The following is a 14,241-nucleotide window of genomic DNA, read 5'->3' as shown; positions in this document are numbered from 1 at the left end:
AAATGAGACGCTTACTGTCCGCCTTCAGCCGCCAGCGCTGCCTCAATAGCAGCAGCCAAATCGTCGTAAGAAGAGGTTGGTAGCAGCTCGCCGTTCACCATGAACTGCGGTGTACCGTTGACGCCATAGTACCCGGCCGTCTTGAAGTCTTCCTTCACGGCCAGCATATAGGTACGGTCTTGCAAATCCTTGGCGAACCGTTCGTAGTCAATCCCGTCGATATTCTTCTTGACGAAGTCGAGCAGGAATTCAGGTGTAGCCCAAATCTTTGTCTCGTCGCCTTGGTTCGCGTATAGCTTCTTCTTGAATTCCCAGAATTTCTCGTTGTTTTGCGCCGCGATTGCTTCACCTGCGCTAGCCGCCATGATGGAATCCCGGTCGATAAAAGCATAGTTAGTGAAGAAGAACTCCACTTTCCCGGTATCCATAAAATCCTGCTGGAGCTGATCCATATAGGCTGCTTCCCACTTCATACAGGCCGGGCATTTGAAGTCGGCGAATTCCATCACCTTAACCTTGGCCTCAGGGTTACCCAGATGGGGTTGCTTCTCGTATTTTAATCCCTTGGCCTCATAATTGCCCTTAATCTCGGTGTAGTTCGGCAGGTCCTTCAGCGAGGACGCTTCCGATTCCTTCGAATCCTTCAAGAAGAAGAAGGACAGCACAATCACCAACACGCCTAACACAATTAGTGATAACACGAATAGAAAGTTGGACTTTCCTCCGTTCTTGCCTTGATACTTCGCTGCCTTGCCTTTAGCGGCTGGTTTGCCGCCTTGATATCTACCCTTGCCTTGGGCCATGCGCGCTCATACCTCCAAATATTGGCTTTGTCCTCATTCTAGCGCATGGTCCCCGGCCAGGGACGTAATGTTAGTCACAACATACTTATAGAGGTTGTTCAAAAAGTCGTCTTCCCGGGACGGAGTTAATCAAGGAGTAGATTCGGCGTCGAATCTTGAATTCAGCCGGGCCTTCCGTTGCTCACGTAGATCGGTCTACGCTCCGCTACTCAGTCCCTGGCTTCATCCAACCTTCTTGGTCCTGCTAACCCGACTTTTTGAACACACATTTATATTAAGTCTAGCTTAAGCGCATCAGTACCGCTTCCCGGGCAGCTTTGCTTAGCCCCTTCAGCACCAGATCATAGGAGTGATCGATCATGGCCCGCAGGTCGTCCATAGGCAGGCTGCCGTCAACAACGACGGTATTCCAATGCTTCTTGTTCAGGTGATACCCAGCGGTCACACAAGCATGCTGCTCTCGAAGATTTTCCGCAATGACCGGATCACATTTCAGCGAGATGGATATAGTAGAGGATTCCCCGGAATTTCCTGGAACAGGCAGCAACGCAAACATTTTGCCCCCTACCTTCATCACCGCAGGATCGGGTCCGAAGGGATATTCCTGGGTCGCTCCTTTTTTGGACAAACAGTATTTTTCTAATTGCTTGTGCACGGACACCTCTCCTTACCTGATCTTGTCTTGGTTTTATTCTGGTGTAACTATACCATTTGTTCTGACATTCTGCACAATTTCGTGAAGGGATTCAAACAAAAAAAGACGGCATCGGGGACATCCGTCCCCTGCCGTCTTTTTTTTGCTCTCTATTTCATCAAAAAACTTGTCTTAAGCCTGCTGCTCCGCTCCCGAGTAGCGATACACCGAAGTACCGATACGTGCATACACACCCCGGAGCCCGCGGATGTGATTATAATCGGGATGAATGATCAGATCGAGCAGGTAGGCTGATCTTCGTGCGCCTGGCTTCCGTCGCTGATTAAGTGCACCAATAATCTCGGATGAGTTGCGAACGCCGATTCCATGACCGTAGAACAGGTCGTCGCCCAGCACGATGACATTCTCTCCTTGCCATTCTGGCGTCTCAGGGTTATGATCCGGGTTCTTAAAGTACAGAATATCCCCGGGATACACGCCCAGCCTACGGTTGCCTTGGGCAAAACCAAGATCACTATCGTAGTGCCAATCGAACAGATACAGATCTGTGAAATACGTATTGAATGCGCGGCTTCCAATCTGATCCAGCACAGCCTTGTACATCACAATCATCATGGCCATGGAGCATTCGAAGCCATACAACGGCCCGTTCAGGTAAATGTCTTGTATGGCATCGGAAGGCGCTACGCCGCTTCTTAGCCGGAAGCCCCCTTCGTCCGTGCGCGACCAATACATCTCGTTACAATGCGATCTGCGGTATACGGCGAACTTGGCTCCACTCTGGTTGAGCGCCAAAGCCGATCCTACAATCGCCCCCCGTAAGTTCAATTCGAAGAGAAGCTCATCCAGCGAGCTATAACGATGGGGCACCGGACTCCTCTCCATAGCCTGCACAATTTCCTGTTGGAACGGAGGCAAGCTCATCTGCGAGAGCTGGCTCTTGTCGCTCGGTGGTAGAACAATCAACCCATTCCCCTCCTTGTCGTGTTAGGGTATTCAGGTTATTGTACGTGCGATCGCCCGGTTTGGTGATCATTCGCCCGGATACCCAAGGCCTACTTTTGCAAATGGAAAGGTACGGTAGCGATAACAACGTCCTTATGATTGTACAGGTAAGCTCTTAATACCAGGCTGGACTGGTTGTGCAGCATATTCTGCCACCAATGGCGTGTAATGAATTGCGGAATCAGCACCGTGATGTGATCGGTCTCGGAGGTCTTCCACTCCACCGTGTCGATAAATTTCATGATGGGCCGGACAATACTTCTAAAGCTCGATCTCAGCGTAATCAGCCGTACTCCGGGATTCCACTCTGCCCATTTCTGCTCCATCCGCTTAATCTCATCATCATCGAAGCCCACATATACAGCGACCACATTATCGGTCAAGGATTTGGCATAACTCAGGGAATTCATCACGACCCGCGTAATTCCGGCTACCGGCACCACGATCGTGCTGCCCTTCATGACGGGCTTCTCCACATCCATGGAAATCCGTAGCTGCTGAGCAATGTTCAGATAATGACGGTGAATCTGGTAGAACAGAAACATCACCAGCGGCAGGAAAATGAAGACTACCCACACATGCGAAAATTTGGTGATGATAAAAATCAGCGTAATCCCGAGCGTCGTGAGCATACCCACTGTATTGATTGCAAACCGGAGAACCCAGCCCTTGGGCTTGAGCTTCAGTCAGCGGATCATCATTCCCAGTTGGGACAAGGTGAACGGGATAAACACCCCCACAGCATAGAGAGGAATCAAGCTCTCCGTATTCCCGCCAAAGCCAATGACCAGCAGAGCAGAAGTCACGCCCAGGAAAATAATGCCGTTAGAGAAGCCAAGTCGATCTCCGCGCACCATAAAGGCATGCGGCATATATTTGTCTTTGGCCAGCATGAACGCCAGCAGCGGAAACGCCGAGTATGCCGTGTTGGCTGCCAGGAACAAGATCAATGCGGTAATGCCCTGGATGACATAGTAAAGCGTGCCCCGACCAAAAGTAGACTCCGCGATCTGCGACACCACAGTAGCCTGCGGATCAGGCTTGATTCCATACCAATATGCCAGCAGGCTAATGCCGATAAACATCGTGCACAGAATGATACCCATCATTGCCAGGGTAGCCGCTGCATTATGGGCTGCTGGCTTCTTGAAGTTCGGGATGGCGTTGGACACCGCCTCTACTCCAGTCAAGGCCGAACAACCTGAGCTAAAGGCCTTCAATAGCAGGAACAGGCTGATGTTGGATACGGTAGCCTCCACCTCCGGCGTGGCGGCATGAATCCCACCCATGGCATACTTGACCACTCCAGAACCGATTAACACGAAGATCGCAATAACAAACAGATATACCGGCACGGCCAGCACAGAGGCCGATTCCGTCACACCGCGCAGATTCATCAGCGTAAGCAGTGTAATCATGATCAGGGCAATCAGAACCCGGTGATCCTGTAGTACCGGAAAGGCCGATATAATCGCATCCGTCCCGGCAGACGAGCTCACCGCTACGGTCAAGATATAGTCAACGAGCAACGAACCCCCGGCAAGCAGTCCGGTAGACCGTCCCAGATTATCCATGGCCACGATGTAAGCCCCACCCCCGGAGGGATAAGAGAAGATCGTCTGCCGATAAGACAGGATCAGTATGAATAATAGCCCAAGTACGGCAAAGGAAATCGGAATCGAATACCATAGGGCGGAGAACCCCGCCGCCATCAGGACCAGCAGGATTTGCTCAGTTCCGTAGGCTACAGATGACAGTGCATCCGAAGACAGGATGGCCAGCGCCTTCAGCTTGCCCAGCTTTTCCCCCTCAATCTCCCTACTTTTCATCGGCCGTCCAATGAGCACCCGTTTGACTTTGTTTACCATCTTATATCCCCTCTTCTAGCTCCAAGTTGCCAATCTCCCGCCCCAATGACAGCAGAAAAAAGCCGCAGGAAAGTTGGACTTTCCCGCGGCGTATAGCCACGACAATTCCCTCTTTCGGACGCTTACGGAGTTAGCTGACGGATTCGGGCACGAAAGCAGCCCTACCCCGGGATGGCAAACAAGCCAGCCCAGCGATTCACCCCTGAAACGGGCCAAGCACGGCCCCTTCCGATGGTTCCCCCGTTTCTGAATTTCACAGAATTCAGCGATCAGGTATTTGTCATTTAATTACTACTGCTGAATCATACTCCCTCCGCCAGGAGGGTGTAAAGGCAGGTTAAAGGTCAAAAGAAGAAGGATTTGTATCAACTGGATTCAGATAAGCGTTTACACGCTCTTCCCTCGTCGATTATTTCGCACAATCAACGAAAATCACGTTCTTACGCCATTCTGTGTTAATGCAATTCATGGTCTTCCCGTTCCAACTTCTGATTCAGCAGCCGGAACGCCAATTGCAGCTTATCCTTGGGAACCTCGGCATACCGATCACCCACGCTCACCTCAAAGCCACAGCCGCCGCTCATCCGTTCCTTGACCATAGGCGTCAAGCCGACGCCTGTCTCCCGGTATACCTCAAGCAGAAGCTGCTCCAGTTGCTCCTTGGGCAGATCTACATGAACATGGAACATATTGGACACAGGAACCTCCGGCAGGGTGCTGAAATGACGGCAACGATTATAGAGCTGAGCTAGCTCCCGCGCCTGTCGGTAATATTGTTCCATCTTGCCCACTCTTAATTCGTAATAATAATCTGCACTAAGAAAATAAGGATACAGGCTGATCAAATCCCCACCGTGACGCCGTTTCCATACCTTGGATTCATCCACCCATTCACGGTCCCCGGCCAGAATGGCTCCGGCAATTCCGCCAAGGCCCTTATAGAACGAGATATACACACTGTCGAACAGAGCGCATACCTCCTCTGCTGTTTTCTCATAGTAGGGAAGAACCTCAAAGAGGCGTGCACCATCCAGGTGCAGCTTGATTCCACGCTGCCGGCAGTAGGAAGAGATGGCTTCCAATTCGGCAAATGCAGGCAACTGCCCGCCGATTTCGCGCTGTGGTAGTTCCAACAGTAGACAAGCGATATCTTCGTCCATATTCCGGACATCAGCCAGACGAATGAGACGATTCGCGTCCGCAAGCAGCACAGGCTGTATTCCATGCAACTCCTTCAATCCGTCCTCTTCATGAATCTCCAGGTGACAGAGAGGATGGTAGGCCACCCGCTTTGTCCCTTTCTGGTCGCACCACATTCTAAGCGCGATTTGCTGCGCCATCGTACCACTAGGAAAAAATACGGCCGCTTCCTTGCCCAATACGCCCGCCATCTTCGCTTCGAAGTCCTCGATGGCCTGTCCTTTCCCATACATATCGCTGTCCAGTCCACCGCTCACCTTCTCCAAGGCTTGCTTCAACACATCCACATTCCGCTTCCCATGCCCCGGCACTTGATATACCGTGCGTTTGAATGCGTCCGCCAAGGACTTCTTATCCAGCTTTCCCTGATTGTCAGCCATCACTTGTTACTCCTCTCCTATTCCTATCCACTAATCATTTATGTTTAATTTAAGCTTTATTATAGCGAACTCCGAGGAAGATGGAATAAATCGATTTAGAAATAATGACAAAAAGTGCGCAGGCCTTTTCACCCGCGCACTTGCATCCACTTACCCGCAACACGATTACGCTGACGCTCCTCTTCTCATCCGTACAAACACCTTAATGATTTCGTTAAGAATTAACGGAATCAAGGCAAGGACGAATACCAGGCCCCAGTCCGGCAGGCTCAGGTTCTGTACCTTGAAGGCAGCGGCCAGGAACGGAATGGAGATCGAAGCGTATTGCAGCACCAGACCTGCGATAACCGCACCAACCAGCAGCTTGTTAGAGAACAGGCCGACGGCGAAGATGGACTTTGTAGCACTGCGTTTGGAGAACGAGTAGAACAACTGGGACGCGGCCAATACGACAAAGGCCATCGTCCGGGCGTAGGTCATAGCCTCTTCCGAGATATTCGGAGAACGCAGGCCATATCCGTGCTCAGCCAACCCGACGTAGAAGGCAACCAACGTTAATGCCCCGATCAGCAATCCGCCAAGTACCGCTTGCAGCGCCGCACCTCCAGCAAAGAAGCTCTCCTTGGGGTTCCGTGGCTTGCGCTTCATGACATCCTTCTCACCAGGGTCAACGCCCAAGGCAATTGCCGGCAGCGTGTCTGTCACCAGGTTAATCCAGAGAATTTGGGTAGCCAGTAGTGGCAGCGGCCAGAAGAACAGGATCGAAGCCAGAATCGCCACGATTTCCCCAAAGTTACAGGCTAACAGGAAGGTAACGGTCTTGCGAATGTTGGCGTAAATGTTCCGTCCTTCCCGAATGGCCTGGACAATCGTCGTAAAGTTATCATCGGTCAAGATCATGTCACTGGCACCCTTCGACACATCCGTCCCGGTAATCCCCATGGCGACGCCGATATCGGCATTCTTAAGTGAAGGTGCGTCGTTCACACCGTCTCCCGTCATGGAGACAATGTTGCCCTGGGCCTTGAAGGCCTTGACGATCTTCACCTTATGTTCTGGCGAGACACGGGCAAATACGCGAATGTTGCGAATCTTCTCGGCAAATTCCTTGTCAGACAAGGTATCAATCTCTGCCCCGGTCATGCTCTGCTCCAGGGAATGAGCGATGTCCAGTTCCTTGGCGATCGCGACTGCCGTATTCCGGTGATCCCCCGTAATCATGATCGGGGTAATACCGGCCATCTTCGCTTCCCGGATGGAATCCTTAACTTCGATCCGTGGCGGATCAATCATGCCAACGAAGCCCAGCACGGTCAAATCCTGCTCCATCTCCTCCGGTGGCAGAATACGGTCGGTGTCCTTGTATGCCGCTCCCAGCACACGAAGAGCATCGTCCGACATGGCTTCGGCTGCCTGCAAATAACGTTGCTTGAGTTCCTCCGTCAACGGGACAACCTCACCGTTCACCACGGCGGAACTGGAGATTTGCAGCAGTTGGTCGATAGCTCCCTTCGTATGTACACGGTACCCCTCACGGGTCTGGTTCAGCGTGGACATCAGCTTGCGGTCAGAGTCAAAGGGCTTCTCCCCCACCCGCTTGTATTCAGCTTCCAGCGACCTTTTCAGAATATTATGCTGCTCCCCGTAGACGACAAGCGCAATCTCCGTCGGATCTCCCGTACCCTCCCCATTCTCATAGGTAGCATCGGAACAGAGCACAAAGGCCTTGATCATTTCAACGGGCACTTCATCTTCGAGCGGCTCAGCCGTAAAGTGCTTCACCACCGTCATCTTGTTCTGCGTCAGCGTTCCGGTCTTGTCGGAACAGATGATATTGACGGAACCCAAGGTTTCCACGGCTGGAAGCTTCTTCACAATCGCGTTGATACGCGACATGCGCGTCACGCCCAGGGCCAACACGATGGCTACGATAGCTGGGAGTCCTTCCGGAATAGCAGCTACCGCAAGGCTGATCGCTGTCAGGAACAGCTCGAACAAATCACGGCCTTGAAGCAAGCCAATCACGAAGATCACTACACAAATGCCGATGGCAATATATCCAAGCATTTTGCCCAGCTCTTCCAGCTTCTTCTGAAGCGGGGTTAACTCCTGAATATCTTCATCGAGAATCTTCGCAATTTTACCCATTTCCGTATCCATCGCCGTAGCCACAACGATACCTTCACCACGTCCGTAGGTCACTAGCGTAGACATAAAGGCCATATTGCCAAGATCCCCAATCGGTGTCTTAGGATCCTCATAAAGGTCTTCAGCTTGCTTATCCGAAGGAACGGACTCCCCGGTAAGCGCAGATTCCTCAATTTGCAGATTAGCGCTCGCAAGCAACCGCAAGTCCGCCGGAATGTAACGCCCGGCATCGAGAATGACAATATCTCCCGGCACGATGTCAATGGAATCAATCTCCCTCACTTCACCATCACGCCGCACCAAGGATTTATTGGCCGTCATTTGCTGAAGGGCTTCAATCGCCTTCTCCGCTTTCCGCTCCTGAATAACCCCGATCGCCGCATTAAGGATAACAACGGCAAGAATAATAATGGCATCTACATATTCTCCGACAATCAGCGTGACGACGACTGCACCAAGCAGTACATAAATCAGCATATCCTTAAGTTGAGCGAAGAAGAGTGCCCAGATACTAGGCTTGGGCTTGCCCTTCAATTGGTTGGGGCCGTATCGCTCCAGCCTCGCCTTCACCTCTTCAGAGGATAAGCCAGTTGCAGCATTTACCTTCTGTTCTTCCAAGACGGCTTCCCGGGTTTGGGTATACCACATGCATTTAACACCTCTTCCTTCAAATTAGAGAAAGCCATACCAATTTCGCTATTTGTATTGTAAACCTAATCGGGCGCAAATTATCAGAAATGCAGCCCCTCTTTTTTATACGAATAATTGTACAAAGGGTGTCCGCAATTTATAAATTTATGCCCCACCTCTCACGGACAAGATGAAAAAAAACAATCCCTATGCTACAATACTGAAATGTTAACGGGATCTTGTCTAGGAGGGTATCAATTTACATGTTAATTATAGGTATCGCTGGCGGCACCGGCTCAGGGAAGACCACCGTAGCCCGTTCGGTTATCAGCCAGCTCGCAACCGATAAAGTAACTTTCATTTCCCAGGATAATTATTATAAGGACCAGTCCCATCTTGTGATGAGCGAACGGGAGAAGAACAATTACGACCATCCCTTCGCCTTTGATAATGAGTTGCTGGTGGAGCACCTCACTTTGCTCAAGAATGGTGAAGACGCCTACGCTCCCGTATACGACTTCCCGAATCATACCCGCTCGGACAAGACCATCAAGCTACTGCCCAATCGCATTGTGATCGTGGAGGGGCTATTTGTGCTGTACGACGAGAAGTTAAGAGAGCTGCTTGATATCAAGGTATTCGTCGATACGGATTCCGATGTGCGCATCCTGCGACGTGTGTTGCGAGATATGGAGGAACGCGGGCGGTCCATTCAATCCATCTACCAGCAGTATTTGGCAACCGTGAAGCCGATGCATGAAGCATTCATCGAACCCTCCAAGAAATATGCCGATCTGATCATCCCTGAGGGCGGACATAATGAAGTGGGCATTCAGATGTTGACCATTCTGACCGAAAAGCATTTGACCGGGGGAATCAGTCTGTAGCGGCTTGTTATCTTACTATGTCATTCACCACTTGATCTAAAATAGAACCGTTCCTTATCATAAGCTGACATGAAAAAAGAGGCTCCTTCCAAGTAGATCATTTCTACCTGGAGGAGCCTCTTGCTTGTGCTTGCCTTATCTGGCCACTTCGTCTTCGGTCACGTCACCAAAGAATTTGAACGCATAAATCGCGCAAATCCCTACTATGACGTAAATGATTCGGGCGAGGGTAGCATCTTGTCCCCCAAAAATACCGGCAACTAAATCATATTGGAACAGTCCCACCAGCAGCCAGTTCAATCCCCCTACAATCAGTAAAGTCAAAGCTACAATATTTAACGTCTTCATTCGTTATGCCAACTCCTCAATTGGAAATGTGGTTATTTATTAGTTAATTTCCCACATTAGCCGAGGTTTATGCATGTACGGCAATAAATTGTGCTTGCTTAGTATCTCTCTCCTTGCACGGCACCTTCGGGCATCTTCGCTTCAATACGCTGTAAATCCTCTGATGTCAGCTTAACTTGGGCGGCGCCAGCATTCTCCTCCAGATGAGAAATGTGCTTCGTTCCGGGGATCGGCAATGCCCCTTGCGCCATGGTCCAAGCAATCGCCAACTGAGAAGGCGTGCAGTTCTTCTGTGTGGCAATTTCTTGTACTGTGTCTACCAGTTCCAAATTCTTATGGAAGTTATCTCCTTGGAAGCGTGGCAGTACACGGCGATAATCATTAGCGTCAAAATCCTCGAAGGAACGTACGGTTCCGGACAGAAACCCTCGGCTTAAAGGACTGTAGGCCACAAAAGTAATCCCCAGTTCATTCACAGCAGGCAAAATATCGGCCTCCACTTCCCTGCTCCACAATGAATATTCGGTCTGCAAGGCAGTAATAGGGTGTACGGCATGGGCCCGGCGAATAAGCTCCGCCGATGCTTCGGACAAACCGATATAACGAACTTTGCCGGCCTGTACCAAATCGGACATCGCGCCAACCGTCTCCTCAATAGGCACCTCCGGGTCAATCCGGTGGTAATAGTATAGGTCTATATAGTCCACGCCAAGGCGGGCCAGACTTTTATCAATCGCAGCCTTCACATATTCCGGGCGGCCATTAACACCTTGAAAGTTGGGACCCACTGCAAATTTGGAAGCCAGTACCGCCTGCTCGCGGCGACCCTTCAATGCTCTGCCCAGCAACTCTTCATTATGTCCATTCCCATAACAATCCGCGGTATCCAGCATCGTCATGCCCAACTCCAGAGCGCGATGAATAGTCTGCTCTGATGTTCTGTCATCTGCCTTGCCATACAGCTCAGACATGCCCATCAGTCCAAGTCCGATAACAGAAGCCTCCAAATTACTGTGCCCTAATGTTCTCGTATTCATTTCCATCCATCCCCTCATGCATGATTTTTGATCTCACTTAGCATAAAATATGAAGTTCACTTTAAGTCAACTACTTTTCTAAAATTAAATGTGTTGTATAATCAAGTACATAATTAAAGGATATAAGCAACGTTTTATCTCGAAATTCAGCAATTAACAATGGATTTCCACTAGGTAGTAGAGAAAATATGAGAAGGAGTTTAATTAAAGTGAACTTTAATAAATAAAAAGGAGTGAAGAAGAATGATGACCATTAAGGAAGTCACAGAGATCACCGGACTAGCCGCATCTACACTTCGTTACTATGAGAAGGAGGGGCTGCTTCCCCATGTCAAAAGGGACGGAGGTGGCAAACGGATTTACGATAAGGAGGATTTGAGTTGGGTGCAGTTCGTTACCGCCCTTCGGGCTACCGGCATGCCGGTGGTACAAATTCAGAAGTATGTATATTTGTACAAAGAAGGCGATGATACCATCGCTGAACGAAAGAGCATGATGCTGGAGCACAAAAAGGATATTGAGCGCAGCATGAAGGAATTGTACTTGAATCTGGATAAAATTAACTACAAATTGGCGTTGTACGATGTCATGGAGACACAAATTCATCGTCAGGAACTCAAGTTCTAAGGGAGCAGAATTATGAATTATCTTCCGTAACCGGTGAACAAGCACAGGCATTTCCCAGGCGGCTACGTACAATAGAATCAGGTATGTAGGTTAGTATGTAAGTTTGTGAAAATCCACAAATGAGGTGATTCCTATATGGCAAATTCGGCAAAAATCCGCCAACGTGCCATACAATTAAAAGATCAGCCAGTCTGTATCACGTTGCATAACGGGCAAACTTATGTAGGATGGATTAGTGGATTTGATGAGAACGGGGTGACCTTCTCCGGTAAGCCAAAAGCAAAGAAATCTCACAAAAAAACAGCCAAAAAATCCTCATCTCGTCGCAAAAAAGCCCAAGTCAGAGCCTTGTCCCCCTCGTTCAATGGAGGCTCAGCCCCTCCTTGGGATACGACGACGGGTTCACGGCCAGTGCCCCCGGAAGGTCCCTCCCCCGCTACCTTTGCTAACCCGTACATGGGTATGGGATGGAACGGTGGAGGCTATGGTTACGGGAGCGGAGCGGGGAACCCGGTTAGCCTGATCCCTACCGCCGGAACTCCTGGACGACCGCGTATGCGGGAATGGATTGACACCGCCCGGAAATATATGCCGGTCATGAAGTTGGGCTATAATGCCATCCGATCCATCATCCCGTTCTTCAATGGCATCAAGGCGCTCATGGTCTGATCAGGACGGCGATTGTCCTTAGTCTTCAGATTCAATGCGTTTCAACTCTTGAATCGCTTCCCTGGTCTTGTAGACCTTATCCAGAGAGGCTTCTGTGTCCAGGGAAGCATAGGTATAATACAGAACGTCAATGATGAAGAACTGGCTATGCTTGGACCCGGTCGCCGCACTCCGCACCTTCGCTTCAGGTGCGAGAGAGGTGAACAAGCTGATGTCACTTAGCTCTGATAGCTCGCTTCGTCCGAAGCCGGTGAAGCTGATCGTCACAAGCCCGGCCTTTTGCGCGAACTTCATCATCTGCAGGACTTCCTTGGTTGTTGCACTATAAGATACTCCAATAAAGACGCTGCCTTTGGGGGCATTCGCCAAGCTCATCGTTAAGACGTGCATATCCGAGAAGGCATAGGCATTTTTCCCTAACCGCAGCCACTTTTGCGCAATATCCTCGGCCACCAGACCCGAAGCTCCCACCCCATAAGCAAATATGGACGGCGCATGATATAAGCTATGCGCCGCTTTCTCTATGGTATCAATTTGAATGAGACCGACGGTATCCCGCAAGGACTGCACCGCATTGGATAGAATCTTGTCGATCAAATCACTCGTATTTTCATTTTTGTTCAAATCATAATACCCGGCCTTCTGATCCTGGGCCAGATCCGCCGACAGGGCTACCTTCAATTCCGGAAAGCCCTTCAATCCCATGGAACGACAGAACCGAATGACGGAGGCGCTGCTGGACAGGGAGCGACTGGCCATCTCCTGCACCGACATGAACACAACATCCTCAGGTGCGGACAGGACAAACCGTGCTACCTTTTGTTCAGATTGCGTCAATTTAGGCATCACATTCTCAATCCGCGATAAAATTTGACCCCCTGCCATCTCCACGCCCCCTATCTTTACTCAATACTATTATATTAATGAACGGTCAGCTATCTGGCAAGAAAACGGAAAGGGTGGCGTTTCTTCTGCAAATACGGCAGCAGGGGAAGGTCCTTCTCTGCCACGTATCCGATAACATTGACACGCTCGTCGGCGGGCAAGGGATGAAGTACAATTTGAAGCTCACCTTGATAACGCTTGTAATGTTCATTGTCCAAGGTAATTGCGCCGCGAGGACGTGAGATGCATCGCTGCGGGGCAATCGTTCCCTTAAAGTGCCTGCGTGCGTCCTCCGAACGAATTACATCCCGCGCGATGTCGGGGCGGTTGTGGTGGAGGTCGTCCCACACATGGGATGGCAGTTGATCGTCTACGCCAAGCAAGACAACCCCCTCCTGCCAGGCTACAAATTGTGACAGCGTCCAATCACTGAGCGATAAGTCTCCAATGACGACCAAATCCACAGCACCCTCCGTAATCAGCTCTAAATAGCTGGCGAACGGCGTTTGATGCCGATGCTGTTCAAGCGTGGGAAGTCCTTCATGCAAAGGCCCCCGTAGCCGTCCATCCCCAGGGATAAAAGCACCGACCTTCAGCCCTTGCGATTGCAGCCATTCATTCTGAGCACGGAACGTATGCCACTCCAGACCCGTCTCCGGGCGTGGATAATAATTATGCCAGGCTTCCAAGGCGGTGAAGTCGGCCCCCTTCGTGCGAAGATCATCCAGCAAGGCTGGATCAATGGTGCTGGCATTCAGCGCAACCTGCCAATCCCGGGTCAGCGCCGCAATCTCGGTATTATCCATGCCGTTATCAATTCTTAAGCCAGTTACCCCCTGCTCCTTCAACTGGGCCAAGGAAAAATTACGAAATGTCCGGGGAGACACATCGACCATGAGCTGCATGTGGTGCTCCTCGGCAAATTTCCCGATCCTGCCTAGCGGCTCCAGTAAATCTTCCGGTGCTTCTTCAGGGATCTGCAAAGAGGTGAAGATGGTCAGAAATCCGTGATTTCTCATCCGATCCATATAACTCAGGGTATGATCAATACTTTGTTCCGTTAGTGATACCAGGAAGCCTCCCATGTTCTATATCCACT

The 14,241-nt window shown here is 50.4% G+C and carries 12 protein-coding genes, 1 pseudogene and 1 riboswitch; of the genes and pseudogenes, 3 read left to right on the top strand and 10 right to left on the bottom strand.

The window, feature by feature from the left end; translation table 11 throughout:
- Positions 1-11 precede the first annotated feature (11 nt).
- From AC1VOR_RS14940 to AC1VOR_RS14915, 6 genes and pseudogenes are all read right to left on the bottom strand, one after another.
- Positions 12-803 (bottom strand): DsbA family protein, encoded by a 792-nt coding sequence (locus tag AC1VOR_RS14940; RefSeq protein WP_482618784.1) that lies wholly within the window; start codon positions 801-803, stop codon positions 12-14.
- A 280-nt stretch (positions 804-1,083) separates the two neighbouring features.
- Positions 1,084-1,458, bottom strand: coding sequence for an MmcQ/YjbR family DNA-binding protein (locus AC1VOR_RS14935; RefSeq protein ID WP_482618783.1), 375 nt, complete (start codon positions 1,456-1,458; stop codon positions 1,084-1,086).
- Positions 1,459-1,629: 171 nt separating this feature from the next.
- Entirely contained in the window at positions 1,630-2,424 is a 795-nt protein-coding gene (locus AC1VOR_RS14930) for a protein-glutamine gamma-glutamyltransferase (protein WP_482618781.1), read from the bottom strand.
- Between the two features lie 89 nt (positions 2,425-2,513).
- A pseudogene (locus AC1VOR_RS14925) lies at positions 2,514-4,331 on the bottom strand (APC family permease).
- A gap of 104 nt (positions 4,332-4,435) precedes the next feature.
- Positions 4,436-4,609, bottom strand: a riboswitch (cyclic di-AMP (ydaO/yuaA leader).
- A 177-nt stretch (positions 4,610-4,786) separates the two neighbouring features.
- Positions 4,787-5,911, bottom strand: a complete 1,125-nt coding sequence (locus AC1VOR_RS14920) for a threonine aldolase family protein (RefSeq protein WP_482618779.1) — start codon at positions 5,909-5,911, stop codon at positions 4,787-4,789.
- A 165-nt stretch (positions 5,912-6,076) separates the two neighbouring features.
- Positions 6,077-8,707, bottom strand: coding sequence for a cation-translocating P-type ATPase (locus AC1VOR_RS14915; protein WP_482618778.1), 2,631 nt, complete (start codon positions 8,705-8,707; stop codon positions 6,077-6,079).
- Between the two features lie 245 nt (positions 8,708-8,952).
- Between AC1VOR_RS14915 and udk the strand changes: the two genes are divergently transcribed.
- The gene (gene udk / locus AC1VOR_RS14910; protein WP_482618776.1) at positions 8,953-9,576 is read left to right on the top strand and encodes a uridine kinase; all 624 of its coding nucleotides are present in this window, start codon (positions 8,953-8,955) and stop codon (positions 9,574-9,576) included.
- Positions 9,577-9,711: 135 nt separating this feature from the next.
- Here udk and AC1VOR_RS14905 read toward each other — a convergent pair whose 3' ends face one another.
- Both AC1VOR_RS14905 and AC1VOR_RS14900 read right to left on the bottom strand, forming a co-directional pair.
- Entirely contained in the window at positions 9,712-9,924 is a 213-nt protein-coding gene (locus AC1VOR_RS14905) for a DUF378 domain-containing protein (protein WP_482618774.1), read from the bottom strand.
- A gap of 98 nt (positions 9,925-10,022) precedes the next feature.
- Positions 10,023-10,961, bottom strand: coding sequence for an aldo/keto reductase (locus AC1VOR_RS14900; protein WP_482618772.1), 939 nt, complete (start codon positions 10,959-10,961; stop codon positions 10,023-10,025).
- Between the two features lie 243 nt (positions 10,962-11,204).
- On the opposite strand from AC1VOR_RS14900, the gene AC1VOR_RS14895 reads away from it, so the two are divergent.
- On the top strand, positions 11,205-11,588 hold the full coding sequence (locus AC1VOR_RS14895) for a MerR family transcriptional regulator (protein WP_482618770.1): 384 nt from the start codon (positions 11,205-11,207) through the stop codon (positions 11,586-11,588).
- A gap of 135 nt (positions 11,589-11,723) precedes the next feature.
- Entirely contained in the window at positions 11,724-12,257 is a 534-nt protein-coding gene (locus tag AC1VOR_RS14890) for a hypothetical protein (protein WP_482618768.1), read from the top strand.
- An 18-nt stretch (positions 12,258-12,275) separates the two neighbouring features.
- On the opposite strand, the gene AC1VOR_RS14885 is transcribed toward AC1VOR_RS14890, so the two are convergent.
- Positions 12,276-13,142 (bottom strand): MurR/RpiR family transcriptional regulator, encoded by an 867-nt coding sequence (locus AC1VOR_RS14885; protein WP_482618766.1) that lies wholly within the window; start codon positions 13,140-13,142, stop codon positions 12,276-12,278.
- A gap of 50 nt (positions 13,143-13,192) precedes the next feature.
- A complete protein-coding gene (locus AC1VOR_RS14880; RefSeq protein ID WP_482618764.1) occupies positions 13,193-14,227 on the bottom strand; it encodes a DUF871 domain-containing protein in 1,035 nt (344 codons plus the stop codon).
- Positions 14,228-14,241 lie beyond the last annotated feature (14 nt).

The sequence above is a fragment of the Paenibacillus sp. 1SOY10 genome, from assembly GCF_056836745.1.
This window is presented reverse-complemented; position numbering and strand designations above follow the sequence as displayed.

What these genes read in the sequence shown, in the direction of transcription:
- AC1VOR_RS14885 (WP_482618766.1), bottom strand. Translation starts at nt 13,142, where the DNA reads ATGGCAGGGGGTCAAATTTTATCGCGGATTGAGAATGTGATGCCTAAA.
- AC1VOR_RS14880 (WP_482618764.1), bottom strand. Translation starts at nt 14,227, where the DNA reads ATGGGAGGCTTCCTGGTATCACTAACGGAACAAAGTATTGATCATACC.
- AC1VOR_RS14905 (WP_482618774.1), bottom strand. Translation starts at nt 9,924, where the DNA reads ATGAAGACGTTAAATATTGTAGCTTTGACTTTACTGATTGTAGGGGGA.
- AC1VOR_RS14920 (WP_482618779.1), bottom strand. Translation starts at nt 5,911, where the DNA reads ATGGCTGACAATCAGGGAAAGCTGGATAAGAAGTCCTTGGCGGACGCA.
- udk (WP_482618776.1), top strand. Translation starts at nt 8,953, where the DNA reads ATGTTAATTATAGGTATCGCTGGCGGCACCGGCTCAGGGAAGACCACC.
- AC1VOR_RS14900 (WP_482618772.1), bottom strand. Translation starts at nt 10,961, where the DNA reads ATGAATACGAGAACATTAGGGCACAGTAATTTGGAGGCTTCTGTTATC.
- AC1VOR_RS14940 (WP_482618784.1), bottom strand. Translation starts at nt 803, where the DNA reads ATGGCCCAAGGCAAGGGTAGATATCAAGGCGGCAAACCAGCCGCTAAA.
- AC1VOR_RS14895 (WP_482618770.1), top strand. Translation starts at nt 11,205, where the DNA reads ATGATGACCATTAAGGAAGTCACAGAGATCACCGGACTAGCCGCATCT.
- AC1VOR_RS14890 (WP_482618768.1), top strand. Translation starts at nt 11,724, where the DNA reads ATGGCAAATTCGGCAAAAATCCGCCAACGTGCCATACAATTAAAAGAT.
- AC1VOR_RS14915 (WP_482618778.1), bottom strand. Translation starts at nt 8,707, where the DNA reads ATGTGGTATACCCAAACCCGGGAAGCCGTCTTGGAAGAACAGAAGGTA.